At 61.3% G+C, this 26492-nt stretch carries 23 protein-coding genes; 16 read left to right on the top strand and 7 right to left on the bottom strand.

All coding sequences use genetic code 11. The features are described 5' to 3' along the window. Window positions 1–22: 22 nt before the first annotated feature. Complete coding sequence (locus HTT03_RS17775; RefSeq protein ID WP_174861111.1) at window positions 23–1852, bottom strand: ABC transporter ATP-binding protein; 1830 nt, start codon at window positions 1850–1852, stop codon at window positions 23–25. A 250-nt stretch (window positions 1853–2102) separates the two neighbouring features. Between HTT03_RS17775 and HTT03_RS17770 the strand changes: the two genes are divergently transcribed. Beyond that, a complete protein-coding gene (locus HTT03_RS17770; protein ID WP_174861110.1) occupies window positions 2103–2984 on the top strand; it encodes a lytic transglycosylase domain-containing protein in 882 nt (293 codons plus the stop codon). A gap of 36 nt (window positions 2985–3020) precedes the next feature. On the opposite strand, the gene HTT03_RS17765 is transcribed toward HTT03_RS17770, so the two are convergent. The 4 genes from HTT03_RS17765 to HTT03_RS17750 all read right to left on the bottom strand — a co-directional run bounded on the left by HTT03_RS17765 (window position 3021) and on the right by HTT03_RS17750 (window position 8019). After that, a complete protein-coding gene (locus tag HTT03_RS17765) occupies window positions 3021–4094 on the bottom strand; it encodes a DUF1513 domain-containing protein (protein ID WP_174861109.1) in 1074 nt (357 codons plus the stop codon). Then, the gene (locus HTT03_RS17760; protein ID WP_174861108.1) at window positions 4094–5083 is read right to left on the bottom strand and encodes an imelysin family protein; all 990 of its coding nucleotides are present in this window, start codon (window positions 5081–5083) and stop codon (window positions 4094–4096) included. Before HTT03_RS17760 ends, HTT03_RS17765 begins: the two co-directional genes overlap by 1 nt. After that, window positions 5083–6675, bottom strand: a complete 1593-nt coding sequence (locus tag HTT03_RS17755; RefSeq protein ID WP_174861107.1) for a di-heme oxidoreductase family protein — start codon at window positions 6673–6675, stop codon at window positions 5083–5085. Before HTT03_RS17755 ends, HTT03_RS17760 begins: the two co-directional genes overlap by 1 nt. A gap of 81 nt (window positions 6676–6756) precedes the next feature. After that, window positions 6757–8019: an imelysin family protein gene (locus tag HTT03_RS17750; RefSeq protein WP_174861106.1), complete on the bottom strand. Its 1263-nt coding sequence runs from the start codon at window positions 8017–8019 to the stop codon at window positions 6757–6759. Window positions 8020–8342: 323 nt separating this feature from the next. On the opposite strand from HTT03_RS17750, the gene HTT03_RS17745 reads away from it, so the two are divergent. From HTT03_RS17745 to HTT03_RS17685, 13 genes are all read left to right on the top strand, one after another. Beyond that, entirely contained in the window at window positions 8343–9284 is a 942-nt protein-coding gene (locus HTT03_RS17745; RefSeq protein WP_174861264.1) for an iron-siderophore ABC transporter substrate-binding protein, read from the top strand. Further along, window positions 9284–10285: a FecCD family ABC transporter permease gene (locus HTT03_RS17740; protein WP_174861105.1), complete on the top strand. Its 1002-nt coding sequence runs from the start codon at window positions 9284–9286 to the stop codon at window positions 10283–10285. The genes HTT03_RS17745 and HTT03_RS17740 overlap by 1 nt, the downstream gene beginning before the upstream one ends. Next, complete coding sequence (locus HTT03_RS17735) at window positions 10282–11307, top strand: FecCD family ABC transporter permease (protein WP_174861104.1); 1026 nt, start codon at window positions 10282–10284, stop codon at window positions 11305–11307. The genes HTT03_RS17740 and HTT03_RS17735 overlap by 4 nt, the downstream gene beginning before the upstream one ends. Then, complete coding sequence (locus HTT03_RS17730; RefSeq protein ID WP_174861103.1) at window positions 11304–12131, top strand: ABC transporter ATP-binding protein; 828 nt, start codon at window positions 11304–11306, stop codon at window positions 12129–12131. Before HTT03_RS17735 ends, HTT03_RS17730 begins: the two co-directional genes overlap by 4 nt. Before the next feature lie 96 nt (window positions 12132–12227). Further along, window positions 12228–14324, top strand: coding sequence for a TonB-dependent siderophore receptor (locus HTT03_RS17725; protein WP_174861102.1), 2097 nt, complete (start codon window positions 12228–12230; stop codon window positions 14322–14324). A 61-nt stretch (window positions 14325–14385) separates the two neighbouring features. Then, window positions 14386–15420, top strand: a complete 1035-nt coding sequence (locus HTT03_RS17720; protein WP_174861101.1) for a siderophore-interacting protein — start codon at window positions 14386–14388, stop codon at window positions 15418–15420. A gap of 144 nt (window positions 15421–15564) precedes the next feature. Beyond that, window positions 15565–15867 carry an urease subunit gamma gene (locus tag HTT03_RS17715; protein ID WP_174861100.1) on the top strand — a complete coding sequence of 101 codons (303 nt, stop codon included), beginning with the start codon at window positions 15565–15567 and terminating at the stop codon, window positions 15865–15867. 233 nt (window positions 15868–16100) lie between these two features. Next, a complete protein-coding gene (locus HTT03_RS18775; RefSeq protein ID WP_343035878.1) occupies window positions 16101–16421 on the top strand; it encodes an urease subunit beta in 321 nt (106 codons plus the stop codon). Next, the gene (locus HTT03_RS17705; RefSeq protein ID WP_174861098.1) at window positions 16408–18117 is read left to right on the top strand and encodes an urease subunit alpha; all 1710 of its coding nucleotides are present in this window, start codon (window positions 16408–16410) and stop codon (window positions 18115–18117) included. Before HTT03_RS18775 ends, HTT03_RS17705 begins: the two co-directional genes overlap by 14 nt. Further along, window positions 18117–18803: an urease accessory protein UreF gene (locus tag HTT03_RS17700; RefSeq protein ID WP_174861097.1), complete on the top strand. Its 687-nt coding sequence runs from the start codon at window positions 18117–18119 to the stop codon at window positions 18801–18803. Before HTT03_RS17705 ends, HTT03_RS17700 begins: the two co-directional genes overlap by 1 nt. Continuing rightward, window positions 18781–19608, top strand: a complete 828-nt coding sequence (locus HTT03_RS17695; RefSeq protein ID WP_174861096.1) for an urease accessory protein UreD — start codon at window positions 18781–18783, stop codon at window positions 19606–19608. The genes HTT03_RS17700 and HTT03_RS17695 overlap by 23 nt, the downstream gene beginning before the upstream one ends. A gap of 15 nt (window positions 19609–19623) precedes the next feature. Then, the gene (gene ureG, locus HTT03_RS17690) at window positions 19624–20361 is read left to right on the top strand and encodes an urease accessory protein UreG (protein WP_217482854.1); all 738 of its coding nucleotides are present in this window, start codon (window positions 19624–19626) and stop codon (window positions 20359–20361) included. A gap of 102 nt (window positions 20362–20463) precedes the next feature. Further along, window positions 20464–21039 carry a HupE/UreJ family protein gene (locus HTT03_RS17685; protein ID WP_174861095.1) on the top strand — a complete coding sequence of 192 codons (576 nt, stop codon included), beginning with the start codon at window positions 20464–20466 and terminating at the stop codon, window positions 21037–21039. Between the two features lie 42 nt (window positions 21040–21081). Here HTT03_RS17685 and HTT03_RS17680 read toward each other — a convergent pair whose 3' ends face one another. Together HTT03_RS17680 and HTT03_RS17675 are read right to left on the bottom strand one after the other, a co-directional pair. After that, entirely contained in the window at window positions 21082–22131 is a 1050-nt protein-coding gene (locus HTT03_RS17680) for an FUSC family protein (RefSeq protein WP_174861094.1), read from the bottom strand. A gap of 9 nt (window positions 22132–22140) precedes the next feature. Further along, window positions 22141–23232 carry an HlyD family secretion protein gene (locus HTT03_RS17675; protein WP_174861093.1) on the bottom strand — a complete coding sequence of 364 codons (1092 nt, stop codon included), beginning with the start codon at window positions 23230–23232 and terminating at the stop codon, window positions 22141–22143. Between the two features lie 412 nt (window positions 23233–23644). On the opposite strand from HTT03_RS17675, the gene HTT03_RS17670 reads away from it, so the two are divergent. Then, complete coding sequence (locus HTT03_RS17670) at window positions 23645–24616, top strand: DMT family transporter (protein ID WP_246253589.1); 972 nt, start codon at window positions 23645–23647, stop codon at window positions 24614–24616. Window positions 24617–25324: 708 nt separating this feature from the next. Further along, window positions 25325–26454, top strand: a protein-coding gene (locus HTT03_RS17665) for an IS3 family transposase (RefSeq protein WP_174858008.1) whose coding sequence is annotated in 2 segments (ribosomal slippage) — window positions 25325–25568 and window positions 25568–26454 — 1131 coding nt in all. Because the reading frame shifts where the segments join, the coding sequence is not laid out codon by codon here. Window positions 26455–26492 lie beyond the last annotated feature (38 nt).

The following is a 26492-nucleotide window of genomic DNA, read 5'->3' as shown; positions in this document are numbered from 1 at the left end:
CCGTTGAATAAGGTCAATCGCATCAGTGGCGTGCGACGAAATGGCCCTTGGCGATTTCGTCATAGACGGCTGTCGCGGGGCGGTCCCCTGCCCGTCTCGTGGCTGAGGGAAGCTCGCCGCTCAGCGGCTCCCGTTCGCGTTTGGCGGTTGGATCGGGGTTTGGCACAGCGGACAAAAGCCGCCGGGTGTAGGGATGCGCGGTATTTTCAAAAACCTGCCTGCGGCTGCCCAGCTCGACAATCTGACCGAGGTAAAGCACCGCCACACGGTGGCTGATCTTTTCGACCACCGCCATGTCATGGCTGACGAAAAGAAACGCGATGCCCTCTTCTTTTTGCAAGTCCATGAACAGGTTGATGACCTGCGCCTGAATGGACACGTCCAAGGCCGAAAGCACCTCATCCGCGATAATCAAACGTGGCTTTCCGGCCAGCGCGCGGGCAATGCAAATCCGCTGCCGCTGCCCGCCAGAGAACTGATGCGGATAGCGTTCGGCCACATCTGCCGGCATCCCGACCCGTTCGAGCAACTCACTCACGCGGCGTTTCGTGTCGCGCTCGTTGTCAATCAGCCCATGTGTGCGGATCGGCTCAGCCACGGACCAGCCGACAGTCTGGCGCGGGTTGAGCGAGGCGAAGGGATCTTGGAAGATATACTGAATATCGCGCCGCAGCTTTTGCCGCTCCGACAGGTTCATCGCCGCCATATCGCGCCCGTCAAAGGTGATCCTGCCCTTGGTCGGCTCGACCAGTTGCATCACGGTGCGCGCAATCGTGGACTTGCCCGAGCCGCTTTCGCCGACCAGCGAAATCGTCTCACCGGGGTAGACGTCCAAGGTCGCGTTCGACACCGCCGGGACGTAATGCGTCGTGCGGCCATACCATGTCTTTTTAATATCGAAATCGACCGACATATCGCGGACCGAGAGCAGCGGCGCACCATCGGTCTGCGCGGTGTCTTGAACCCGCGTCTCGCCCACCAACTCTGGCTGGCCATCGACCAGCACCGTCAGCGGGGTTTTGTAGGGAAAGTCCTGCCCTTCGGTCGACCCCAGCTTTGGCACTGCTGAGAGCAGGCTGCGGGTATAGGGGTGCTCTGGCTGCGCGAAAATGCGTTTGACCGGCCCCTCTTCGACCTTCTCGCCCTTCCACATCACCACGACATCATCCGCAATTTCCGCCACCACGCCCATGTCATGGGTGATAAAGATGATTGACATGCCCATCTCGGCCTGAAGATCACGCAGGATATCGAGGATTTGCGCTTGGATCGTCACGTCGAGCGCGGTGGTCGGCTCATCCGCGATCAGCAGTTTTGGGCGGCAGGCCACGGCAATGGCAATCATCACACGCTGGCGCATGCCGCCTGAAAGTTGATGCGGGTAGCGCTTGAGCATCGCATCGGCATCGGGCAGGCGCACGAGGCTGAGCAATTTCGCCGCTTCGGCAAGGGCCGCTTCGCGTGACAAGCCATTGTGCAACATCAGGATTTCCGCAATCTGCTCGCCAATCGTATAGACTGGGTTGAGCGAGGTCATCGGCTCCTGAAAAATCATCGCGATGTCTTTGCCGCGGATTTTCCGGGCCTCGTCTTGGGTCAGGTCAAGCAGATTGAACTCACCACCCTCGCCCTCCAGCACAATGCGCCCGGCATCGTAGCTGGCACCCGTCAGGTCGGCCAAACGCATGATCGATAAAGAGGTCACGCTCTTGCCGGACCCGCTTTCACCCACCACAGCCACGGTGCGGCCTTTGCCCACCGAAAAGCTCAGCCTGTCGATCACGCGGCTCTTGCCGAACGAGACAGAAAGCCCCTCAACCGACAGAACTTGCGGAGAAGATAAGTCTTTCATGAGGCCCTCAGTCATGCAGTGGTCACGTCTGTTCGTGGAAACACGCGCGGCGCGTGCCTGCCCCAACGTGAAGTTTGGCCCATCAATCTGATCAAGGGGATGAATGTCAATACAATCCGAGCATTTTAGCCCTACAGGAATGTCTGTATTGTTGAACAATATGATGGGATTGATACCGCCGATCGCGCCAAGGCACTGCCATTTTCGACAGGCGATTGACACAGACGCCCGCAAACCCCACCACCTAAGGATGAGAGTCTGGTTAACCATCTTGACGTTTCTCTGCGTGCAGGCTGCTTGGGCCGAGCCGCCGGATCGCTCCTGCTCCAGCACGAAATGGGGCCACTCCCACTGTATCCGCAACGCGCATTTCGTCTATGACACCTGCAACGCCATTGCGGTATTCTCAAAGCGTCATGGACTGGACGAAAACTTCTTTGCCCGTCTGATCTGGCAGGAAAGCCGATTTGACCCCAACGCCCTTAGCCACGCTAACGCCCGTGGCATCGCGCAGTTCATCCCCTCGACTGCTGCACTGCGCGGTTTGGCTGATCCCTACAACCCCGCAGATGCGCTGGAACATTCCGCGCAGTATCTGGCCGAAATGGTGCGCCGCTATGGCAACGAAGGATTGGCGGCGATCGGCTACAACGGCGGCGAGCGCCGGGTCGAAGGCTTTTTACAAGGCGGTGGTTTGGCGGATGAAACGATTGCCTATGTGCCGATCATCACCGGGTTGGACGCGGAAACATGGCGCGATGCACCGCCCGAAAACCCCGATTTCCGGTTGTCCAAATCCGACGATTTTCTGCCCGCCTGCTACGCCATGGGCAAGGCCCGCCGCTTGACCCCGCTGAAACTGCCGGAACCGCCACTGAAACCTTGGGGCGCACAGGTGGCCTTTGGCAAATCAAGGGCGCAGGCCCAAGCCGCCTATGACCGGCGCGTGGCCCGTTGCAAGGCACCGCTGGCGGGAGAAAAGCCGGATTACATCAAGATCAAACACCGGGCCAGCCGACAAAAGGGGTTTGTGATGGCGCGGATTGGTCGCAATAACCGCGCAGCGGCTGACAGGCTTTGCGCGGCGGTGCGTGACGCGGGCTGCGCTTGCGCTGTGTTCGCCAATAAGTAACTACCTCTTTAGGATGACCGGCTGGTCACAGGCCGATCAGCCCCCGAGCGCGACCAGATGATTGTCCCAAGCCCGGTCGGCCCTTCCAAGCGGTGAAAGCCCCGCCATGTCGCCGCGCAGCAGCCCGCCCAGACCGTCTGTGGCGACAAACCCCTCTGCGCCCGGTGCCAGACCGCAGATGTCAGCGCGGCGGTGCGCGACCTTGAACTGGCCCTCGGTATCAAAGACATGCAACCGCCCCCCACGCGGCGAGGTGATGCCGACAGCATCGCCGTGGGCCGTATAGGCGACACTGCCCGCGTAGCCGTCCATTGCCAGTTGTTCGACCAAATCCGCCTCGGCCAGCACCGGACGGCTGCCGCGTCGATGAAGGCCCAAAAGCGGTCCCGCAGCACCCGGAGCACCTTGCCACTGCATGGCGAAAGCCACCTGCCCATCAGGAGCCAGCGCCAGATGACGGATCGAGCTCTGCCGCCATTCGGGGGCCAGCTCAACCTGATCCAGCAGCGTCCCATCAAGCTTGAGATAGGATAGATTGGGGCGCATCGTCTCCAGATTGAGCTTTTCGCGGCCCCGGTCCGGATGGGTGCGGATGCCGCCATTGGCGACGGCCAAGATATCATCAGACCACGCCCGGATTTCATGCGGTCCAACCCCGCCCGAGGGGATCTCGCCAATCCGGGCATAGCCCCGCGACCGCGACCAAAGCCCGATCCGCCCTGTGCCGCTGTCGATGTCATTCTCGCTGGTGGCAAGGATCTCCCCGCCATTAAGGAACGCGCCATGGCCGTAGAAATGACGGCCCGAGGGCGCGTCTAACTGGTGGCGCAGGCTTCCGCTCAGGCAGTCGATCACCAAAGCAAAACGGCCGGGACGCCGGGCAAAGGCGACGGCTTCGGGGGCGGTGGGATGGGCGGTGGCGGCATGGCCCCGCTTGGGCAAGGCGATGCGAAACAGATCACGCCCTGCCGGGTCCAGTCCAAACAGTGCATAACGCCCGTTTGGTTCACGTGCGGCAGCGAGAAAGGCTGGGTTTCCCACATCGGCCCAACTGGGCCGGGGCAAGCTCAGTGCCGCAAGACCCGCAAGAAAGTGGCGGCGCGAGGGCATCAATCGCCATCCGTCGCGTTAAAGCCCACGGACACGCCAAGTGCGGGGGCGATCTCTTGGGCGACGGCGCTGCTGATTTTGCTCACAAGCGTTTGTAAGGCTTCGACCCGCAAACGGCCAACTGGGTCAGCAACGCCTGCGAAGACCGGATCGTCCAAGATCTCTGCCTTGTCCAACGCTGCCGCAAAGGCCGCTTCGGTCTGCGGGATGGGCGCATCCGACAGGCTGCGGGCCAATCCGCGCAGCGCTTCTAGTGACAAGATGACATTGCGCAGGGATCGGCCAGAACGGCGGGCTTCGGCAACCCGCGGCTTGGGGGCGTCGAATGTTCCCATCGGTCGGCCAAGACGCTGATCCGCGATAAATTCGAGGCCTGTCGACAGCGCCGTGTAGAGCGCCTGTACGGCCTCGCGTTCGCTTAGAAAGCGTGTGTTGCCGTCGGCCCCGGCGCTGCGCAGGCTCTGGGCGAACCCCTCGCGCCACTCGGTGTCGACCTCTCGCGCCAGAACGGCGAGATCGTGCGTCATAGCGCGGGCCAGCGTGCAACTGTAGCTGCCCTCGGCATAGCCCGCCAAGGCGTCGTCATAGAGCACCCGCTCCAAGGCAAAAAGCCCGCGCCCGGCGACGGAAACCTCGGCAAAGCCTTCTGGCGTCTGTGCGGCTGGGTCTTTATCCGCGATGAGCTTGGCCACGGTGCGCCCAACCATGCCGCGTGAATCGGGCCAGAAACCAATGGTCAGCCCGCGGCCTGCCTCTTCCAGCGGACCGAGGGACAGATGCGCGATGCCGAGCCAAGCGTCGAATGTCTTTTGATAGGCCGGGCGCAGGCTGGGCGCGGTACAGTCCGCGCGCGCGGCGGTGTCCAGCGCTGCGGCGGCCTGCGCAAAGGCGGCGGTACCGGGAAGTGCATGGTCTTCGATCACCTCTTCCACCCCGGCAAAGGCTGGCGTGAGGGACAGGCAAAAGGCAGCGGTCAGAAGCAGGCGCATTACAGGCTCTCCAGATAACGGATCAGGGCGTCGCGGTCGGCCTTGGGCATCTCTACAACAGCATCGCGAGACGCCTGCGCTTCACCGCCGTGCCACAGCACAGCTTCGAGAAGCGACCGCGCCCGCCCGTCATGCAGGAACTGCGTGTGGCCATTGACCTGTTCGGTCAAGCCAATACCCCAAAGCGGTGCGGTGCGCCACTCTCGGCCAGAGGCGCGGCCTTCGGGCCGGTTGTCGGCCAGCCCGTCGCCCATGTCATGCAGCAGCAGATCGGTCATGGGCCAGATCAACTGAAAACTTTGCTCAGGCTGGTCTGTCAGACGGTGAGTTACGAATTTCGGGCTGTGGCAGGCCGAACAGCCCGTTTGATAAAACAGCGCCTTGCCGCGCAACACCTCGGGATCGTCGACGTCCCGCCGCGCTGGCACGGCAAGGTTGCGACTGTAGAAGGTCACAAGGTCGAGCCCTTCGGCGTCAATCTCAGTGCCACGCGCATCCCCGTCGCCATGCGGCGCGTTGCGGCAGGCTTCTTGCTCAGGAGTGCAATCGCCCCAAGGGTCAGCGAAAATCGGTGAGGAGATACCAATGTCCCCGGCAAAGGCGCTGGCTGATTGCTCCCGAATGGTTGGCGCGCCGGCTTTCCAGCCAAAGCGCCCCAGCATTGGCCGTTCATGCTCAAAGGACCAGACCACCTGCGCACGGCCTGAAATTCCATCACCATCGGCATCCTCAGGATCCGCGAGAGCGAGGATATCTGCGGCGGGAATAGCTTCCAGCAGCCCCAAGCCAATCATCGGCGGCGCGACGCGGGGGCTGAGCATCGCCCCTTCGGCCAGCGGACCATAGCCCAGATCTTCTGCCGTGTAGGTCGGGCGGCGCAGGGTTGCTGTTTCCCCATCTGACAGGGGGACCACAAATTCCTCATAGCTGATCCCCAAGCGGTATTCGGCGCGAAGCCCCGGCACGGCGACATCTTGCAGTTGCCCGCCATAGATCGGGTCGGGCCGCGTGCGGGGAGGCTCATCCCCGACAGAGAGCAAAAACGCTTCGATCTCGCTCATCGCCTCTTGCGGGGACGCGGGGACAGAGATGCGCAGGAACATCGATGTGGCGTCGTCCTGCGGCCCTTCGGGCGGATGCCCGCGCCCGTCTTTAAGATGGCAGCGCTGGCAGGACCGCGCGTTATAGAGCGGCCCGACCCCGTCTGAGGCCAGCGTGGAAGACGGCGATGACACCCAGAGCTTTCTAAACAGCCCGTTGCCCACCTTAAAATCCAACTCCCGCGCAAAGGGGATATTGGCCGAGGGCAGCGAAAAGGCGTCGGCGGTGGTCCGAGCACGCACGGTGGCGGCGCCTGCCAAGTTGGTCTCAAAAGGTTCGGGCTTGTCGAATTGCGTGGGCGGCGCGGTGACGGAGGCAATGCGCGCCCGCTCAGCCGCGCTGCGTGGCACTGTGTTCAAATGGGGCGCGGCCAGCGCGTCGCTCCCCGGCTCAAGCGCCAAGCCCGGTAGCGCGGTGAGGCCTGCCACCACCCCGGCGGCCAGTGCCACCGATGGGCCGCTTAAACGGATCGGTTTTCGGAAACGCGACATGGTCGGGTCAGCCTTTTTGCCTACAGACGCCTGCGCGTCCGGTCGGTTAGGCCGGGCCTCGCAAGCCCCGGCCCCCACTAATTACTCGAACACGGCGTTCGGGTCATCAAGGCTGTCGGAGCCTTCGAACGCAAGCGCGCCTGTCCCCAGCACCGTCACCGCCCGCTCAATCGCGCGGGTTTGATCCACCAGCGCGTCAACCGCGCTCATGATCAAGGCCTCGCCCTCGGCATTGCCGCGTGCCAGCATCATGTCATAGCTAAACCCAGCCTCTGCCGCTGTTTTGATCTGAGCCAGTTCAACCATTGTGGTGTTCAGACGGTCGCGCAGGTCTTGATCGACCGTGGCATCTGCTGCGGCCACAAGGTCTGACAGTGATGGTCCGGATACGACAGAGCCGTCCACGCGTAGGTATTCCCCCAGATAGACGTTCCGCACGCCCAGCCCGTCGTAATAGTGGCTGTTGTGGGTGTTGTCGGAGAAGCAGTCATGCTCCTCTTCGGGGTCGTTCAGCATCACGCCGAGTTTCATGCGCTCGCCCGCCTGCTCGCCATAGGACAGCGACCCCATCCCGGTCAGGATCGCGTTAATCCCTGCGGTTTCATCTTCCAGCACCGCTTGGCGCGCCGCGCCCCCCTCGGCCCATTGATCTGCCATCCACACCAGATCGCTCACCAGCAGATCAGTTGCCGCTTTGAGGTAATCCCCGCGCCGATCACAATTGTCATTGGTGCAGTCAGCGCCGGTGGCGTAATCGGTCCAAGGCCGGTTGCCCGCGCCAAAATCCGTTCCGTTCAGGTCCTGCCCCCAAAGCAGAAATTCGATGGCATGATAGCCCGTGGCGACGTTGGATTCGATGGCGCCGGCCTCATGCAGTTGGCCTTCCAAAAGCGCGGGGGTGATCTGTGCCGCGTCGACCTCTTCTCCGCCCAGTGTGAACACCGGATTGGCCACCACATTAAGCGCCGCGAGAGCGTTTTCATCAGAAACGCCGCCATAGGACGCGTCAACGTAATCAATCAGCCCCTCGTCCAGCGGCCAAGCGTTCACCTTGCCTTCCCAATCGTCAACGATCGCATTGCCGAAGCGGAAGACTTCCGTCTGTTGGTAGGGCACCCGCGCCGCGAGCCATGCCGCCCGCGCGGCCTGAAGCGCTTCGGCAGAGGGTTCTGCGATCAGCGCATCAACTGCCTGTTGCAGCGTCTGTGCCGTGGCTAGGCTATCGGCATAACCCGCCTGCGCGATATCGGCATAGGTGCCAAGCACCTCCGTCTTGCTCTGCGCGAAAACAGGCGCGGCAGCGAGTGAGATAAGCGCGATGGCGGTCGTCGTTTTGAAGCGCATCAGTCGGTCCTTTGTTCTGGTTTGCCCTTATCACACCGAAGTGCGGGATGGGCCGATTTGCGCATAGGTGACTGATTTAGTCAGAAATGACAAGGGGCAGCGTGATGAACATTCACGGCGCAAGTACGACATACAAACCACTGTTATTGCTAGTATTTATGAGGATGGACAACCAATACCCGTTTCCTAAATGTGCGCCGTTGCCTTCCTGTCCAAACCAAAAAAGCACTTGTATCTGCCGGATATGCGCCCTACCCCATTTAACTGACTAAAACGCTAAGGTAAGGAATATCCCCGTGCTAAGACCCCTTTCGATCCTGTGTATGACCATCGTCGCTCCTGCGGTCTGGGCACAGGACTTTCCCGTCACGGTGCCCCACGCCTTTGGATCAACGACAGTGACAGAAGAGCCGCAACGCGTAGCCTCCGTCGGCTGGGCCAACCACGAGGTGCCACTGGCTCTGGGCATTGTGCCGGTAGGCTTTGCCCGCGCCTCATGGGGGGATGATGACGGTGATGGGCTTCTGCCTTGGGTGACCGAGCGGTTGGACGCCTTGGGGGCCGAGACCCCGGTCCTCTTTGACGAAGGCGATGGCATCGATTTCGAAGCGGTGGCCAGCACCCAGCCCGATGTGATCCTCGCCGCCTATTCCGGTCTGTCCCGCGCCGATTATGACACGTTGAGCCGCATCGCCCCGGTCATCGCCTACCCCGAAGCCGCTTGGACCACCACATGGCGCGAGATGATCCGCCAGAACGCCGCCGGTCTGGGCCGGGCCGAGGCTGGCGATGAGATGGTGGCCGAGATCGAAGCACGGATCGCCGAGGCCCGCGCGGAGTTTCCGCAGCTTGAAGGCAAGACTGGCATGTTTGTCACCCATCTTGATCCGCGCGACCTAAGCACCATCGGATTTTACGCCGCCGCCGACCAACGGGTGCAATTTCTCACCGATCTCGGCATGGCCACACCAGAGGCCGTGCAGACGGCGAGCGAGGCGGGTAAATACTCAGGCCGGGTGAGCGCCGAGCGCATTGATCTTTTTGACGATGTTGATGTGATCGTGACCTATGGCGATCAGGCGCGGCTGGACAGTCTGACCGAAAACCCGCTTATCGCACGGTTCCCGGCAGTCAGCCGGGGCTCAGTGGTATTGCTGAAGAATGACCCAATGGGTACTGCGGCCAATCCAACACCGCTTTCCATCGACTATGTGCTGGACGACTACCTTACCCAACTGGCCGCTGCGGCGGCGCAGGCCGACTGATGCAGGCGCAGCACGTCCCCCGTCTCTATGGCTTTACGGCTCTGCTGGCGCTGCTTGGGCTGACCGCTGTCTTATCGCTCACTCTGGGCGCTCGGTCGGTGCCTTGGGCCGAAGTCTGGGCTGGAATGACCGGGCAGATTGACAGTATCGGCGCCGCCGCCGTTGCGGTGCGCCTGCCGCGGACGGGACTGGCGCTATTGGCCGGGGCTGCTTTGGGCCTGGCGGGCGCGGTGATGCAGGGGATCAGCCGCAACCCTCTGGCCGATCCGGGGATATTGGGTGTCAACGCGGGGGCGGCATTGTTCGTCGTCATCGGCATCGCGTGGTTCAACATCAGCGGGGCGCAGAGCTTTCTTTGGCTCGGCATCGCGGGCGCAGCGCTCACCGCGGTCTTTGTCTATTTGATCGGAGCGGGCGGTCAGGGCGGTGCAACGCCCCTGAAACTGACACTGGCAGGAACGGCGACTTCGGTGGCCGTTTCGGCCTTTATCATCGCCGTCGTGCTGCCGCGCAACGACATCGCGGGCAGCGTGCAATCTTGGCAGGTCGGCGGCGTGGGCGGTGCGCGTTTTGACACTCTGCTGCCCGCCCTGCCCTTTGCCGCCGTAGGTCTGTTGCTGTGCCTCGCGTCGGCCCGCGTTCTGAACGCTCTCGCCTTGGGCGAAGAGCTTGCAACCGGGTTGGGCCAAAGCGTGGCCTTGGGCCGCTTGATGGCGGCGGCGGGTGCGGTGATCCTTTGTGGGACGGCGACGGCGCTATGTGGGCCGATTGGGTTTGTCGGACTGGTTGTGCCGCATCTGTGCCGCATGATCGCAGGCGTGGACTACCGGCTTGTTCTGCCGCTTTCAGCACTAGCCGGAGCCTCTATGCTGGGGCTATCGGATGTTCTGGGGCGGCTGATCGCACGGCCCAATGAATTGGATGTTGGCATTGTCACAGCCTTTGTCGGCGCGCCGTTTTTCATCTGGACCGCCCGCAGCTTTCGGATGCGCGGGCTATGATCGCCCTGCCCTTTGCCACGCTCCCCCCACTGCGCAGGCCGGGCGTTCGGCTGGTGCTTTCGCTGCTGGCCGCGCTGACATTTGGCGCCTTCGCCCTGACGCTCAGTTGTGGACGGGGTTGCCTGTCGCCTGAGCAAGTTCTCTTGGCCCTCACCGGAGCGCCGGGGGCGGAGGGCGCTTTTGTGGTGGCCGAACTGCGCCTGCCGCGCTCGGTTCTGGGCTTACTCGCAGGGGTCAGCTTTGGCCTTGGCGGGGTGGCTTTTCAGACGATGCTGCGCAACCCGCTGGCCAGCCCGGACATTATCGGCATCAGCGCCAGCGCGGGCGCGGCGGCGGTGTTTGCCATCGTTATCCTGTCGCTCGATGGTTGGCTGGTGTCGCTGGTCGCGGTGGCTGCGGGGCTTGGCGTAGCGGTGCTGATCTGGGCGCTTTCCGCGCGTGGGGGCGGCGCGGGCGCAAGGCTGATCCTGATCGGGATCGGGGTTTCGGCCATGCTCGACAGCGTGACCGCCTATCTGCTGCTAGAGGCACCGGCTTGGGACCGTGCGGAAGCCATGCGCTGGCTGACCGGGAGCCTGAATGGCGCACAATTAACGCAGGCGCTGCCCGTCGCGGGTTCGCTCTTGCTGTTCGGCGGGCTGCTGGCCTGCACAGCTCGCAATCTGGAGGTTCTGCGCCTTGGCGATGACACTGCCGAAGCGCTTGGGGTTAACCCTGACCGCACAAGGCTGCGGGTGACGTTGGCGGCGGTCGGACTTGTGGCCATTGCTACTGCGGCAACCGGGCCGATTGCCTTTGTCGCTTTCCTGTCGGGGCCAATCGCCGCTCGGCTGTTGCCGGGGTCAAAAGGCCTGCTTTGGGCAGCCGGTCTCGTGGGGGCCGTGCTGGTGATAGTGGGTGATTTCATCGGCCAGTTCCTACTGCCTGCGCGGTTGCCGGTCGGCGTCGTCACCGGCGCGGTGGGCGCACCGTTTCTTTTGTATCTCATCATCCGCGTGAACAAAAATGGGGGCGCTTTATGACGCTGGACCACCGACTGGAAGCGCGCAATCTCAGCGCGGGCTATGAAAACCGCGTGATTTTGCACGATGTCAGCCTTGCCATTCCCGCAGGCAAGATCACGGCGATTGTGGGGGGCAATGCCTCGGGCAAGTCGACCCTGCTGCGCACGCTGGCGCGGATCTTGCGGCCCAAGGCGGGAGCGGTGTTGCTGGATGGGGCTTCGGTCCATCATATGCCATCGCGCCAATTGGCGCAGGTCATGGGGCTTTTGCCGCAGTCGCCAATCGTGCCCGAAGGCATCACCGTGGCCGATCTTGTCGGGCGCGGTCGGCATCCCCATCAGGGTCTGTTTTCGCGCTGGTCGCGAGAGGATGATCGCGCCGTGTCTCGCGCGCTAAAGGCGACGGGGACCGAGGGCCTCGCTGACCGGGATCTCGATACCCTGTCCGGCGGGCAGAGACAGCGTGTCTGGATCGCGATGGCCTTGGCGCAGGAGACTGATTTGCTGTTGCTGGACGAGCCGACAACCTTTCTTGATGTGGCGCATCAGATCGAAGTTTTGGACCTGCTGGTTGATCTGAATGCCGCGCAGGGGACCACGGTGGTCATGGTGCTGCACGATCTTAACCTCGCTGCGCGTTACGCCGATCATCTGATCGCAGTGGGCAGTGGCGGTATCCGCGCAGAGGGAAGGCCAGAGCAGGTCTTGACCGAGGAATTGGTGCGCACTGTCTTTGGCCTGTCCTGCCGCATTGTGATGGACCCGGTCTCTCAAACGCCTGCGATGATCCCTATTGGACGCCATAAAGCCGCACAGAAACAAATAGCTAGAGCGGCCTCTTAATTAACCTAGTAAATTTGTAAGGTTTATACTGGCACCTCTCGAACTGAGGCTGTAAGTGATTCCCGACTGATTCACTAGGTTATTATGGAGACCCCTATGCCCCTTTCCCCCACGCTATCGCGCCATTTCGGACACAGCCCTTTGAGAACAGCATTGATGTGCTGCACGGCCTTGGTGCCGGGCGTGCTTTCGGCGCAAGAAGCCTATCAGCTGGATGATGTGATCTTGCAGGCGAGCGCACGCACCTCCGGCGCGTCGGATGCACAGACTGTGGTGGCAAGCGAGCTGAGCAGCGGCGGCAAGCTCTCGGGCGAGATCATCAACATTCCAGCCAGCGTTTCGGTCATCACCAGCCGCGAGATCGAAGCGCGGGGGGCAGACAGCGTCGAGCAGGTGTTGAATTACACCGCCGGGGCCTCCACCGACAGCTATGGCGCGGACGACCGTTTTGACTATTTCATCCTGCGTGGCTTTGAAGCCTATACCTACCGCGATGGGCTAACACTCGGCGCGAATTTCGGCGCGGTGCGTGAGGAGCCTTTTGCCTTTGAACGGGTTGAAGTGATCAAAGGAGCATCCTCTGCCACCTTCGGCCTGTCCGACCCCGGCGGCTCGGTCAACTATGTCACCAAACGTCCCCGCGCAGAGCGGTTTGGCTCTGTCTATACCTCGCTCGATTCCTACGGCAGCGTAGAAACCGGCGTCGATTTTGGCGACACATTGGATGAAGAAGGTACGCTAAGCTACCGTTTTACGGGCCTCATGCGCGATGGCGAGTTGGAATATCCAACGGCTGAGAATGACGAGGCCTTTGCCATGGGCGGGCTGACATGGCGGCCCTCTGACGCGTCGGAACTAACCGTTATCATCGACCATCTGAACCGCGATTCCGTGCCGGGCAGCGGCGGTTTCCCCTCGGGCGGGGACTATAGCCGCGAGGATGTTTTCTATGGCGAGCCGGACTACAACTACCGCGGAACGGAGCGGACCACCGTCTCCGTGTTGGGCGCCCATGATTTCGGCGGCGGGCTGAGCTTCGAAGGCTCGCTGCGCTACAGCGACAGCGCTGATGATTTCGGCTACGCCTATGTCAGCGATTACTCGCCAAATGATACCACCGTAGACCGTGCCTATTTCGCCAGCGACGGCACCGCCGAGAGTTTCATCTCAGACCTGCATCTGACCTATGAAGGCTTTGTCGGCGGCGCGGCCAGCACCACGACAGCGGGGGTTGAATTCTCTTGGTCCGACGAGTCCGACCAACGCTTCTACGGCGCGGCTCCCTCGGTGGATATTGACAACCCGACGCCGACAGGCCGCCCGATAAGCGTGCCGATGTATGCCGATCTCGACACCGAGACCGAAGGCAAGGCGCTCTACCTCCAGCAAATGTTTAACTGGAACGAACAGATCATCGCCTCCTTTGGGCTGCGTCACGATTGGATCGATGTGACCGAGACCAACAACCTTGCCGCCACGGTTCAGTCAGGCGAGATCAGCGAGACCACAGGGCGGTTTGGCCTGACCTATAAGATCACGCCGAATATCGCTGTCTTTGGCAACTACGCGCAATCCGCCGTGCCGGCGGGCCTTGGCGTGGAGCCGGAAGAGGGCGAGCAGTTTGAACTGGGCGGCAAATGGCAACCGATGGGCAGCAACGCACTGCTGACCGCCTCGGTCTATGACCTGTCGAAGTCCAACATCACCCGCACCAACCCGGCGACCAACCAGCCTGAAACCATTGGCGAGATCGGCGTGCGCGGGATTGATCTGGAGGCCAAGGCCGAGGTCGGGGCATATACCTTCACCGGCGCTTACAGCTACCTTGATGCCGAGATCAAAGAGAACGGCACCTCTGGCAATGTTGGCAATCGCCCCGGTCTGGTGCCTGAGCATATCGCCTCGATCTGGGCCAGCCGGACGTGGGAGAACCTAGGGCGCGGTGATCTGACTGTTGGTCTCGGTGCGCGGTTTAACGGGGGCTATTACTACAGCGACACCAATGCTTCGGGCGAGACCGGCAGCTTTGTCGTGGTGGATGCGGCGGTGAATTACGACCTAACTGAACGGACCGCGCTGTCTGCCAGTGTCACCAACCTCTTTGACGAAAAGCACACTGCCTATGGTGGTTCCTATGCTGACTTCTACAGCCCAGGCCGTGAAGTCACGGTAAAGCTATCCCATAGCTGGTGAGCCTCAACGCGGCGCGTCCCTCGCGCGCCGCGTTTTCCGTCCCCTCGTCAGAAAGCGCCCGATGACTGCCACAGCCCAAACCACTATCTCCCTTGATGCACCTCAGGACGTGACCGCGAAAATCCTGTCGCATTTGAGGGACGATCACGGCATGGCCTTTCGCACCAAGGCGGATCGGCATGTGTTTGAGCAAGACGGCTACCGGATCGAATTCGCCCTACACGCGCAGGCATTGGATGTGCGGCTTCAGGCCCCGAATGACAATGCGATGCAGTTCTCTAAAGAGGGTCTGGTGCATCACATCGCGGCGATTGACCCGGCGCTTGCGGAAACGATCCGCTGGCAGGGGGTTGCGCAAAAGGCTGGGGTTGCACCCAGCAATTTCCGTCTGCTCACCGTGCGCCGCAGCACACTGCTGTTCGAAGGGATGCAACGCGTCACCCTGCACTATCCAGACATCGACAAGCTCGCAGCACAGGGGCTACACCTAAGGCTGGTCCTGCCCTGTGATCCAACCCGCAGGCCGGTCTGGCCAGTGATGGGGGCCAATGGTGCGCCCGTTTGGCCCAAGGGTGCCGATGCCCTTCATGCCCGTTATGTGACACTCAAAAACATCCGCCCGGAACGCGAGGAGGTCGACATCGACGTGGTGCGTCACGGTGCTGGACTGATATCTCGGTGGGCGCAAGAAGCACGCGCAGGGCAGAAGATAGGGGCCATGGGTCCGGTAGGGCTCAGCGCGCTTCCCCAAGCGTCTTCTTATTTCATCGCTGCAGACGGCACAGGCTTGCCCATAGTGGCGCAACTGCTGGCAAAGCTGCCGCAGGACACCAAAGGCGACGTTGTGCTGGCCCTGCCCGACAGTCTGCGCGCCGAAGACTACCTCCCACCGAGCAGGCTGCGCCTGCATCGTCTGACACCGAATACCTTTGATGACAGCGTGTTAGACGTTGCACGGGAGTTGACCAACCCTGGCGTGGGCTACGGCTTTTTCGCGGGGGAGTTTGCAACTGCCAAGGCGTTGCGCGACCACTTTAAGGGCCCGCTTGGCCTCGGCAAGGGTCAGCAGATGAGCACGGCTTATTGGCGCAGGTGACTTAGCGCTTAAGTTACAGATAAAACTGACAAAAACCTGATTTGACGACCGCAAAGGTAAGCCTCGCTGCCCTTTAATAATGCGTGACTTTGCCGTCTAAAATTTCAAGTATCGCTGCATAGCTTATGTTTTTGGAGGGTACGGATGTTACTCAGCTTGCACGAACAAGAGCGTCTTATGATCTATACGGCCGGAAAGCTTGCGCTGGAGCGCAGGGAACGCGGCCTGAAACTGAACCTCCCCGAAGCCACCGCGTTGTTGACCTCCTACCTCCTCGAAGGGGCGCGAGACGGCGAGACGGTGACCGATCTCATGGAATCCGGTCGTAATGTGCTGAGCCGCGATGACGTGATGGAGGGCGTGCCTGAGATGATCGCCCAAATTCAGGTCGAGGCCACCTTTCCCGATGGCACCAAACTCGTGACAGTGATGGAGCCGATCCGATGACCAAAAAGCTCAACCCCTTCGCGCAGCTTGTGTCTGACAACGCCAGTTCTGAGCGGCCCAGTCACGAGACGGATGACCCCGGCCGCGATTATGATCTGACAAGCGCGGAATCCGACGAACGCACGAAATCCTCCGGCCCAAGTGGCCCCAGTGAGCCGCGCCGGCCCGGCGGCGGCACACGCCAAGCGCCCCGGCGGCAGACGGAAGACGCGCTCGACCATGACGCTGATCCGATCATTCCGGGCGAGATCCTCTATGGCGAGGGCGATGTCATTATCAACGACGGGCTAGAGGTCACGACGATCCGCGTCGCCAACACATCGGACCGCCCGATCCAAATCGGCTCGCATTTCCATTTCGCTGAGGTGAATGCCGCGCTGGAATTTGACCGAGATGCCGCTTGGGGCAAACGCCTTGCGGTGCTGTCGGGCGGAGCCGAGCGGTTTGAACCCGGTGCCGTGGCGGAGGTGAATTTGGTGCCCATTCAAGGCAAGCGCATTGTTCTGGGTCTGCGCGGACTGTGCAAAGGGGAGCTCGACAATGCAAAGAATTGATCGCCGCGAATATGTCGCCTCATACGGCCCGACCAAGGGGGACCGCATCCGGCTGGCCGATACCTGCCTGACGATTGAGGTCGAGGAAGACCGCTCTGGCGGCGGTGATGAATCCGTCTTTGGCGGCGGCAAGTCGATCCGCGAGTCGATGGGGCAATCCTCACACACCCGCGCGGATGGCACGCCTGATCTGGTGATTACGGGGGCCGTTATCCTCGACCATTGGGGCGTGATCAAAGCCGATATCGGGGTACGTGACGGGCGCATCGTCGGCATCGGCAAATCCGGCAACCCCGACACGATGGACGGTGTGGACCCCGCGCTGGTCATCGGCCCTTCGACAGAAGTCATGGCGGGCAACGGCCTGATCGCCACGGCGGGCGCCATCGACACACACGTACATTTCGTCGGCCCGCAGATGTTGCAGGTGGCACTGGCGGCGGGTGTTACCACTGTCACCGGCGGCGGCACTGGCCCGACAGAAGGCTCCAAGGCGACGCTCGCGACGCCGGGGGCGTGGTGGATGGAGCGGATGCTCGAAGGTTTCGACCCTTGGCCAGTCAATGTGCTGTTCCTCGGACGCGGTAACACCATGTCGAAAGAAGCCATGTGGGAACAGTTGCGCGGCGGTGTTGGTGGCTTCAAGGTACATGAGGACTGGGGCGCCACCCCTGCCGCGATTAATGCCTGCCTGTCGGTGGCTGAAGAATCCGGCGTGCAGGTGGCGATCCACTCGGACACGCTGAACGAGGCGGGCTTTGTCGAAGACCTGCTGAAAGCCGTCGATGGCCGCACCTTTCATGCCTTCCACACCGAAGGCGCTGGCGGCGGTCACGCGCCTGACATTATCTCCATCGCAGGGGAGCGTAACGTGCTGCCCGCCTCGACCAACCCCACGCGGCCTTTCACCCATAACACCGTGGCCGAGCATCTCGATATGGTCATGGTGGCGCACCACCTGAACCCGCAGGTGCCGAATGATCTGGCCTTTGCTGAAAGCCGGGTGCGCGCGGGCACCATCGCCGCCGAAGATATCCTGCAAGACATGGGCGCGATATCGATCATGTCGTCGGATGCACAGGCGATGGGGCGGATTGGTGAGACGGTCATGCGCACTTGGCAGACCGCGCATGAGATGAAGAAACTGCGCGGCGCGGCCCCCGGTGACACCCGCGCCGACAACATGCGCGCCCGGCGCTATGTGGCGAAATATACGATCTGCCCCGCCGTCGCCCATGGGATGGAGCGCGAGATCGGCTCGATCGAGGTTGGCAAGAAGGCGGATATCGTCATGTGGCAACCCGCCCTCTTTGGCGTGCGCCCGCATACGGTCTTTACCGGCGGCATGGTGGCCACGGCGGCTTTGGGTGATCCCAATGCCTCTATCCCGACACCGCAACCGGTGATGGAGCGGACCGGATACAACGTTCACTCCCCCGCCTCCGGCGCGACCTCCCTGGCCTTTGTCTCGCAAGCGGCGATTGACGACGGCATTGCGGACCGGATCAACACCAACCGCAAGTTCGTCGCCATTGAGAACACCCGCGGACGCGGTAAGGAGGACATGCCCGAAAACACCGCCCTGCCCCGGATCGAAGTCGACCCCGATACCTATTCGGTCAAGATCGACGGAGAGATCGCGGACCATGAACCGGCCAGCGAAGTGCCTATGGCGCAGCGCTACTTCCTGTTCTGATGCTGGACCGCATAGCAGGGCAACAAGCGGCGCTTTTGCTGCTCGCGGATGGTCGTCTGCCAGCTGGCGGCTACGCCCATTCCGGCGGGTTGGAGCCTGCGGTGCGGGCGCGTCGGGTGCGTGATATGGCCGATCTTGAGGCTTTCCTGATCGGTCGCGCGGAGACTGCGGGTCTCGTCGCGGCTGCCTTTACCGCTGCGGTCTGCGCCCGGGCGATCCAAGGGGATTTGTCGGATCTGCCGGAATTGGAGGCCGAGCTTGACGCGCGCATCCCCGCGCCCGAGTTGCGCAAAGTCTCTCGCGATCTGGGTCGTCAGTTGCGCCGCGCCATGCAAAGCATCCATCCCCATGAGGATTTTGTGCAGTTGGGGGCTGCCCCGCATCAGCCGCTGGTGATGGGCATAGCAGCCGCTGCACTTGGCCTTCATCCTACCGCAGCCGCCCTCGCTATCTTGCACGAAAACAATTCCGGCGCAGCCGCCGCGGCAGCCAAGCTGATGCCTGTCGACCCGTTCAATGTCCATGCGATCCTAGCGCGTATGACCGGGCGGCTCGACGAACTGGCGGCCTATGCTGCGAGTTTTGCTCATGAGCCTGCCGCCGATCTCCCCTCCCCCGGATCCCCTTTGGCAGATATCGCCGCCGAACATCACAGGAGGTCCGATGTACGACTCTTCGCTTCGTGATCCTGATAAGCTCGCCACAGGTGCGATGTTCGCCCAAGCGCGTCTCAGCACCGTGTTTTCGGGCAGAAGCAGCCACGCCGATGTGCTGCGCTCGGACGGGCCGCTGGTTCTACGCAAAAGCAACCCAAAAGGCGCCGAACCTCTCACCCATCGCCGGACAGACATTGCACGCGTAGCCCTTGCCGCTGGCACGGCGGGGCCCTTGGGCGGTGACGCCTATGCGTTGGATGTTCGGGTGGGCCAAGGCAGCACCCTGTTGCTGCAAGAGGTGTCTGCCATGCTGGTGCTCCCCGGCGTGGGAGGCGAACAGTCGCGTATGACGATCACCGTCAATGTCGAAGCCGGTGCGACATTCGTTTGGTGGGCCGAGCCGATTATCGCGGCGCATCGCTGCCACCACCTGCATGACGTGCGGATCAACCTTGCCGCTGACGCACGGCTGGTGTTGCGCGAAGAGATGCTCTTGGGCCGGCATGGCGAAGAACCCGGTGACTTCAGCAGCCGCCTGCGGATCACCCGCGACAACCGTGCGCTCTATGACCAACGGCTGAGCTTCGGCCCCGCGACACGGGGTTGGGACGGAGCCGCCGTGCTCAGCGGCAATCGGGCCGTCGGCTCGGTTATCGTGGTGAACCCTGATTGGAGCGACACCCCTCCCCCCGCGCAGCCCTATGACCTGAGCGCAGTCTGCGCGCCGCTCGCTGGCCCCGGCGTTGCGATTTCGGCTGTGGCTCCCGACAGCCTCGCGTTGCGGGGCCTGTTGCACGACGGATTGAACACTCTCGGCGCCCCATGGGCTATTTAATAAGGAGACCCGGACATGAATGATATGAACGCGCCCCAAACCCGCGCTTTGCGCTTGGGTGTTGCTGGCCCGGTTGGCACGGGCAAAAGCTCTGTCATTGCCGCAATCTGCCGTCATCTGCGCGATGAACTCCGGCTAGGGGTGATCACCAACGACATTTACACCGACGAAGACGCGCGGTTTTTGAAATCCGCCGGTGTCCTGCCCGAAGAGCGCATTCGCGCGGTTGAGACAGGCTCTTGCCCGCATACGGCGATCCGCGATGACGTCACGATGAACCTCATTGCGGTTGAGGATATGGAGCGCGATTTCGCGCCGCTCGACATCGTCTTGGTGGAAAGCGGGGGCGACAACCTCACCGCGACATTCTCCCCCGCGCTGGTGGACGCGCAGCTCTTTGTCCTCGACGTGGCAGGCGGTGGCGATGTGGCGCGCAAGGGCGGTCCGGGCATCAGCGGCGCCGACCTTTTGGTGATCAACAAGATTGATCTGGGCGAGCATGTCGATGTGGATGTCGAAAAAATGGTCTCAGACGCGACCAACGCGCGTGAGGGCGGCCCGGTGCTCGCCCTATCCCGCAAACGGCCCGAGACGGTAGAGCAACTGTGCGACTGGGTACGCGAGATGCGCAAAACCTATGCCGCGGGGGGGCATATCCCCAAAGACCCCGGCCCCATGGCCCCGCACCATCACGCCCACGATGACGGCCACGAACATACCCATAGCCACGCCCATGCGCATCCTCACGATTGATCCGGGACGGCGCGAATTGACCGCAACCGCGCCGGCCACAGCAAAATTTTTCGATCCGATAGGGATTTATACTCATCGATTACCCGCAGATAGGAGCAAACCATGAAACGCCTTTTCACAATCGCCCCGCTGACAATGCTCGCCACCCCGGCTTTTGCGCATCTGCCGCCGGCGCAGCACGGATCCTTCGCAGCCGGGCTTTCGCACCCGCTCTTCGGCCTTGATCACCTTCTTGTCATGGTCGCGGTGGGGCTTTGGGCAGCCGTGCTCGGGGGCCGGGCTGTCTGGGCCCTGCCCGCCTCCTTCGTCGGCGCTATGGTGGTCGGGTTCGCAGCTGCACTCGCAGGCTTCTCTTTGCCATTCGTCGAGCCGATGATTTTGGCTTCGGTCTTTGCAATGGGCCTCGTGGTCGCGCTGTCCATGCGCCTGCCGACCTCCGCGGCCATGGGAATCGTCGGTATTTTTGCCCTGTTCCACGGTGTCGCCCATGGCGGCGAGTTGGGCGCGGCGAGCGCGGCGACATTCGGCGCGGGCTTTGTGGTATCCACCGCGCTTCTACACGGTGCCGGGGTAGCGATTGCAGTGACCTCAGCCCGGACGCTAGCGAGTGCTCAGGTCGTCCGTGGCTTGGGGTGGGCGACGGTATTTGGCGGCGCTTGGGCTGTGATTGTTGGGTGAGCTACGCCCGAGCTGACACGACCGATCGCGTTGTCCCGGCCCTCAGGCAGACTTAGGATTTTGCGCCGCAGTGGACGGGACTTCGGGATCGGCGTGCCAGCCTGTCGCGGCATCAAGCAAGGCCACTAAAAACGCTGCCGTGAACGCACCGGTCAGTGTCAATACGATCCGAGTGAAGCTGGCATAGGCAGGGTCTTGGGTCGACAGCGCACCTGCAACCAAAGCAAGCGTCACCGAAAACCCGTATTGATAGACCATGCTGGGGTGACGCCCATTCAGCATCTTCGAGCCGAAGAAGAGACCAGCCAGAAAGATCAGCCCCAGTATGATCGGCAAATGGGACGAGAGGGTAAACAGCCCCAGCACAAGGAGCGCCATCGCCACGCCGTAAACCGTCGCGCGAACCCGCTGGAACGCCTCGTCCCATACCCTTTGCCGAGAGGGAAAGACCACGACCATCGCCGCGATCATCGCCATCATCATATCTGAGGGTTGCATCACCGAATAAAGCCAAAAGCTCAGCCCCATCAGCACGGTTGCCCGGATGGCGGCACCGATTTCAAGATTTCCTCCGCTTGGTATAGGATTATCGACATGGACCTCGCGCGTGCGGGCGGGCAAAAGGATATAGACGAACGGCCCGACCACGAGCGCAACCAGCGACGCCTGCGCAAAACCATCGCGCATCGCTTCCAGCGTGGCGGTGCCATGCATCCCCATGATCGACATCAAAAGCGCCACGACAATGATCAGCATGCCAACCTGCGCGCCGGTTTTTAGGATCATGCGGAAGGCCATGAAATAGATCAGCCAGATCGCCCCGATATAGACCACCGGCACCGGGCGTAATTGTTCGACAAACCACGTCATGACATAGACCATAATGATCATCACGATCGGCCCGGCGAAGACCTTCACCGGATTGAACGCTTTGCGCTGCGCGGCGATCAGCCCCAAAGGAAGCGCTGCGATGATGGGAGGCAGCGCAGGATTCAAGATCGGTATCGCGGCAAAGGCGAGCATTCCTGTCAGCCCCAGCCGCACGGCATAAAGCGGGTCTTCGTTAACGTCGGGGCGCGGGGTGACATACATCTGCTGGCCTTAATGCAGATAGCTGGTGATGGATTTGACGCGCTGAAGGGCGCCTGCAAACCATGCAATCGGATTGCCCCGCCCCTCAGCATAGATCACCGCGTTGACCTTGCCGCCGACACGCACTTTGTGGGGCCATTGCTCCATCCCACCCAGCAGTTCGATCCGCACCGGGATGCGGCGTGCCGGTTCAAACCAACGGTTGCTGGGCTGGTTGACGACCAGCCCGCCCTGAACATTGCGCCCCGGATTGATGCCCCAAGCGATGCTTTGTACGCGTCCTTCCAAAATCTCTCCCGGCACCGCGTCAAAGAGCAGCCCCACTTCATCGCCTGCGTCGATCTCTTGCAGTTGGTTTTCCCGCAGGTCAACGGTGACCCATGCGGCATCGGCGTCGATAAAGGTCAGCGCCGGGTTGCCCGCGCCGACGAACTGGCCCTCGGCAAGCAGCACATTTGTCACGACACCGTAATGCGGCGCGCGTATCTGGGTGGATGCCAGATCATACTGCGCCCGTTCCAATTGCGCCTGAGCGGCCAAGATCGCCGGGTTGTCTTGCCCCTGAGAGCCCAGTTGCGTCCGCGCACTTTCCAGATTTGCCTCAGCCGAGGCGAGCCGTGCTTCAGCGTCAGCCACTTGCCCCCGCGCCGTGTCGCCCTGCGCCGTGGTGGCAAGGCCGCGTTCCTCAAGGCGAAAGGTGCGATCGGCCTGCAAACGCGTTGTCTCCAACGCAGACCGTGCTTGGGTCACAGCAGCCTGTGCGGCAACCAATGAGGCACCGGAGGCGTCGATATTCTGCACCGTCGAGGTCAGATTGGCTTCGGCCTGTTTCACCGCCAACTCGAAGGGCCGTGGGTCAATCTGAAACAGCGGATCCCCCGCCTGCACCACCGCGTCATCTTGCACCTGGACCCGCAGAACTTCGCCCGAGACGCGGGGGGCGATCTGCACCACATGCGCCGAGACGATGCCCCGCGAAGAAGACGGCGCCATCCGGTCAGTCAATGTGTAGATGAGCACTGCCAGCAAGAGCAGAATGATCGTGATGAGCGCAATCTTTCCAGCGGGATTTTTTGCAGGCTCTGCGGCTGTGTCACTCATATTAACCTCGGCTGACAATTTGGTGTACGACGTAAAGTGATCCGCCGGGGGCGCAAACTTTAGTTGATGTAACTACTTTCAATGCGCTGTGGTCAATCCGGTGGTGTATGCCTGCGCGTTTTCTCTCATCTGATTGGCGTTTGTTTTCACTTGCTGGGATCGTTTACTGTTGCCGCTTGACGGCTTGCGGGCAATCCGGCTGACGCGGTATCGCGCATGTCCAGATCGCCCCGGCAGAGCCGCCTAATCGCACATTGACTTATGCCTGCCCGCCCCCCTAATTGATCCATATGCGTTATGCGATGGCGTCGCTTGCCGATACGCATCTATCCTCAACCTCACACCATGTCCTGCACGCCCGGACATCACTCGCCCAACGTTATATGGGCCAACTGCTTCCGGAGTGATGACTATGAACTATGTTCAAACCACGCCGCGGCGTCCTCGGATTTTTGAGAATAGCTCGGCAAACGGCATGATCTGCATGGCAATCGCAATGCTGCTTTTGCCGGTGGGGGATACGATAGCCAAAATACTCACCGGGTATATGTCTGCCATTGAGGTGACCACTGTCCGCTTGCTGGCTCAGGGTCTCTGTCTTGCCCCAATCGCCTTTTTGATGCGCAGCCGCCTGCGGGGGCCCATGTTCTCGCCAATTGTTGCGCTTTCTGGTGGGCTGGTGATGGTGACACTTACGAGCCTGACTTGGGCGTTCTCTGTGATGCCGATCGCCACGGCCATTGCGATCTTTTTTGCAGAACCGTTGCTTTTAACGGCGCTGGTCGGCCCCCTGCTGGGCGAGCGGGTCGGGCCACGTCGGCTGATCGCGGTGTTGGTTGGGCTGTTTGGGGTGCTTATCATCATCCGGCCCGGTAGCGAGTTGGGCCTGGCCGCATTGCTGCCCCTGCTGGGCGCGCTCTGCTATGCACTGAACATGATCGTGCTGCGCAAAGCCAGCGGAACCAGATCGAGCCTTACTGTCCAATGCGGTGCCACTTTCTACGCCTGTATTGGTATCGTTGCAGTTTCTTTGTTCCTTGGCGTTACCGGGCATATCGAACCCGCATTTACCACGCTGCCAAGCTGGGCATGGGCTGTGATCGCCGCGTCAGGCGCTCTCGCCGCGGCGAGCTTTATCCTGATCGCAGAAGCCTTTCGCAAAGCCGAAGCGGGTATGCTGGCGCCGTTCCAGTATCTTGAGATTATCGGCGCCACCGCCATGGGGTACCTGTTTTTCTCAGATTTCCCGGATGCGCTGACTTGGTTGGGGATCGGTATTATTCTGAGTTCCGGCATCTATGTTTTCTGGCGAGAGCAAATCTCAGCCAATCGCGCGACGATGCCGCCAAGGCGGCGCAGGACGCGCCGCATCAGGTCGCGTTGATGTCCGGCACCGCCGCTGCGCTATATGGCGGGTAGCGTTGCTTTCAGTTGCTGTCTTGCGCGGCCCCCTGCTCCCGCGCTGGTTTCGACGGTGGCGGGGGCGCAGGTCCGCTGCGCGTGGCTCTCCAGCATCTGTAGCGTGGCGGTCTGTTAACTTTTACTCCGAATTAACTCATGTGCACACGCTGCCTCGCTGGGAGGATCTAGAGTGATCAACGCGGGGCCTTTGTGTGTCATGAATCGGCGGACATTCCGCTGTGATGGACTTTCGCAATTTCTGCAGTGGAGCGGTGGACCAATGGCACCGGCTACGAAAGTCTATGCCCAGTCCTTTGAGAACGGATTTATCGCAGCGTTTGTGCAGATAACCAACATAGCCAAGCCAGCGGCACCTATTGGGAAATCTGTTACTCTATATAGAGACCGACAAAAGCCCCCGAAGGGGCTAACTCGTAAGTACTAAAATATCTTAGAAAATTGGCTCCGGCGGTAGGGGCCCAAGAAAAAGGCCTCAACCTCCAGAGAGTAAACGAAAAAACGCGTTCGACCGCGGCATGACTCCGCGTGTGACTGTAATTGTGTCACGTCCGTGACACCTTCAGCAAGCTTTTTGTGACAGGCTGCTTTGTCGGCTGTCGACTCTCTTTGGACCTGTCGCAGTTTGATGCCGCTCCTTTGATAGCATTTACTGCAACAAAGGAGATGAACTATGGGACTGAAACGGACGGACGAATTCCGCCAGGATGCGGTGCGTATCGCACTGACGAGTGGGCTGACGCGCAAGCAGGTGGCTGACGATCTGGGTGTTGGCATGTCGACGCTTAACAAATGGATCACCGCGCACCGAGGCACAGACGTGGTGTCGAAAGAGGATTTGAGCCTCGCCCAAGAGAATGAGCGACTTCGGCGCGAGAACCGTCTTCTCAAGGAGGAGAGGGAAATCCTAAAAAAGGCCACCCAGTTCTTTGCGGGCCTAAAGCAATGAGATTTAGGTTTGTCGAGGAACACCGGAGCCACTTCCCCGTGAACCGCTTGTGTCACGTTGTCGGTGTCAGTTCGCGCGGTTTGCGAGCATTCCGAAGCCGTCCTGCCAGCCGCAGACAGCGGTCTGATCTGGTCACCTTGGCGCACATCAAAGAACAATCCCGTCTCAGCCTGGGCAGCTATGGCAGGCCGCGCATGACAGAAGAACTGAAGGAGATCGGCCTGAATATCGGTCACCGCCGTGTGGGTCGTTTGATGCGCCAGAACGGCATATCCGTGGTGCGAACCCGTAAACACAAGGTGACGACAGACAGTGATCACAAGTTCAATATTGCGCCAAACCTGCTGGACCGGGATTTTATGGCTGACCAACCGAACCAGAAATGGGCCGGTGACATCAGCTATGTCTGGACGCGTGAGGGATGGCTGTATTTGGCTGTCATCCTCGACCTGCATTCAAGGCGCGTGATCGGCTGGGCGGTCAGCAACCGTATGAAACGAGACTTGGCAATACGGGCTTTGAAGATGGCAATTGCGTTCAGGGCACCGCCCAAGAGCTGCATCCACCATACGGATCGCGGGTCGCAATATTGTTCGCACGACTACCAGAAACTTCTGCGCCAGCAAGGCTTCAAGGTGTCGATGTCTGGCAAGGGCAATTGTTACGACAATGCTGTCGTCGAGACCTTCTTCAAAACCATCAAAGCTGAACTCATTTGGCGCAGGTCATGGGAAACACGGCGGCAAGCTGAGATGGCGATCTTTGAATACATCAACGGCTTCTACAACCCACGGCGACGCCACTCAGCACTGGGCTGGAAAAGCCCCGTCGCCTTCGAACGGAAAGTGGCTTAAACGAGCACTTGGGGCGGCACGAAAGCGGGACAGGTCCA

Source organism: Sulfitobacter maritimus (assembly GCF_013346665.1).
GTDB classification, from domain to species: domain Bacteria; phylum Pseudomonadota; class Alphaproteobacteria; order Rhodobacterales; family Rhodobacteraceae; genus Sulfitobacter; species Sulfitobacter maritimus.
Note: the sequence above shows the minus strand (reverse complement) of the source record. Positions and strands in the feature narration are given on the sequence as shown.

Excerpts from the sequence above, each read along its gene's own strand:
- HTT03_RS17680 (WP_174861094.1), bottom strand. The coding sequence starts at position 22,131 with ATGTATGTCACCCCGCGCCCCGACGTTAACGAAGACCCGCTTTATGCC.
- HTT03_RS17730 (WP_174861103.1), top strand. The coding sequence starts at position 11,304 with ATGACGCTGGACCACCGACTGGAAGCGCGCAATCTCAGCGCGGGCTAT.
- HTT03_RS17735 (WP_174861104.1), top strand. The coding sequence starts at position 10,282 with ATGATCGCCCTGCCCTTTGCCACGCTCCCCCCACTGCGCAGGCCGGGC.
- HTT03_RS17765 (WP_174861109.1), bottom strand. The coding sequence starts at position 4,094 with ATGCCCTCGCGCCGCCACTTTCTTGCGGGTCTTGCGGCACTGAGCTTG.
- HTT03_RS17760 (WP_174861108.1), bottom strand. The coding sequence starts at position 5,083 with ATGCGCCTGCTTCTGACCGCTGCCTTTTGCCTGTCCCTCACGCCAGCC.
- HTT03_RS17720 (WP_174861101.1), top strand. The coding sequence starts at position 14,386 with ATGACTGCCACAGCCCAAACCACTATCTCCCTTGATGCACCTCAGGAC.
- HTT03_RS17775 (WP_174861111.1), bottom strand. The coding sequence starts at position 1,852 with ATGAAAGACTTATCTTCTCCGCAAGTTCTGTCGGTTGAGGGGCTTTCT.
- HTT03_RS17725 (WP_174861102.1), top strand. The coding sequence starts at position 12,228 with ATGCCCCTTTCCCCCACGCTATCGCGCCATTTCGGACACAGCCCTTTG.
- HTT03_RS17745 (WP_174861264.1), top strand. The coding sequence starts at position 8,343 with ATGACCATCGTCGCTCCTGCGGTCTGGGCACAGGACTTTCCCGTCACG.
- HTT03_RS17705 (WP_174861098.1), top strand. The coding sequence starts at position 16,408 with ATGCAAAGAATTGATCGCCGCGAATATGTCGCCTCATACGGCCCGACC.
- HTT03_RS17700 (WP_174861097.1), top strand. The coding sequence starts at position 18,117 with ATGCTGGACCGCATAGCAGGGCAACAAGCGGCGCTTTTGCTGCTCGCG.
- HTT03_RS17675 (WP_174861093.1), bottom strand. The coding sequence starts at position 23,232 with ATGAGTGACACAGCCGCAGAGCCTGCAAAAAATCCCGCTGGAAAGATT.
- HTT03_RS17750 (WP_174861106.1), bottom strand. The coding sequence starts at position 8,019 with ATGCGCTTCAAAACGACGACCGCCATCGCGCTTATCTCACTCGCTGCC.
- HTT03_RS17755 (WP_174861107.1), bottom strand. The coding sequence starts at position 6,675 with ATGTCGCGTTTCCGAAAACCGATCCGTTTAAGCGGCCCATCGGTGGCA.
- HTT03_RS17685 (WP_174861095.1), top strand. The coding sequence starts at position 20,464 with ATGAAACGCCTTTTCACAATCGCCCCGCTGACAATGCTCGCCACCCCG.
- HTT03_RS17670 (WP_246253589.1), top strand. The coding sequence starts at position 23,645 with ATGAACTATGTTCAAACCACGCCGCGGCGTCCTCGGATTTTTGAGAAT.
- HTT03_RS17740 (WP_174861105.1), top strand. The coding sequence starts at position 9,284 with ATGCAGGCGCAGCACGTCCCCCGTCTCTATGGCTTTACGGCTCTGCTG.
- ureG (WP_217482854.1), top strand. The coding sequence starts at position 19,624 with ATGAATGATATGAACGCGCCCCAAACCCGCGCTTTGCGCTTGGGTGTT.
- HTT03_RS17695 (WP_174861096.1), top strand. The coding sequence starts at position 18,781 with ATGTACGACTCTTCGCTTCGTGATCCTGATAAGCTCGCCACAGGTGCG.
- HTT03_RS17770 (WP_174861110.1), top strand. The coding sequence starts at position 2,103 with ATGAGAGTCTGGTTAACCATCTTGACGTTTCTCTGCGTGCAGGCTGCT.
- HTT03_RS17715 (WP_174861100.1), top strand. The coding sequence starts at position 15,565 with ATGTTACTCAGCTTGCACGAACAAGAGCGTCTTATGATCTATACGGCC.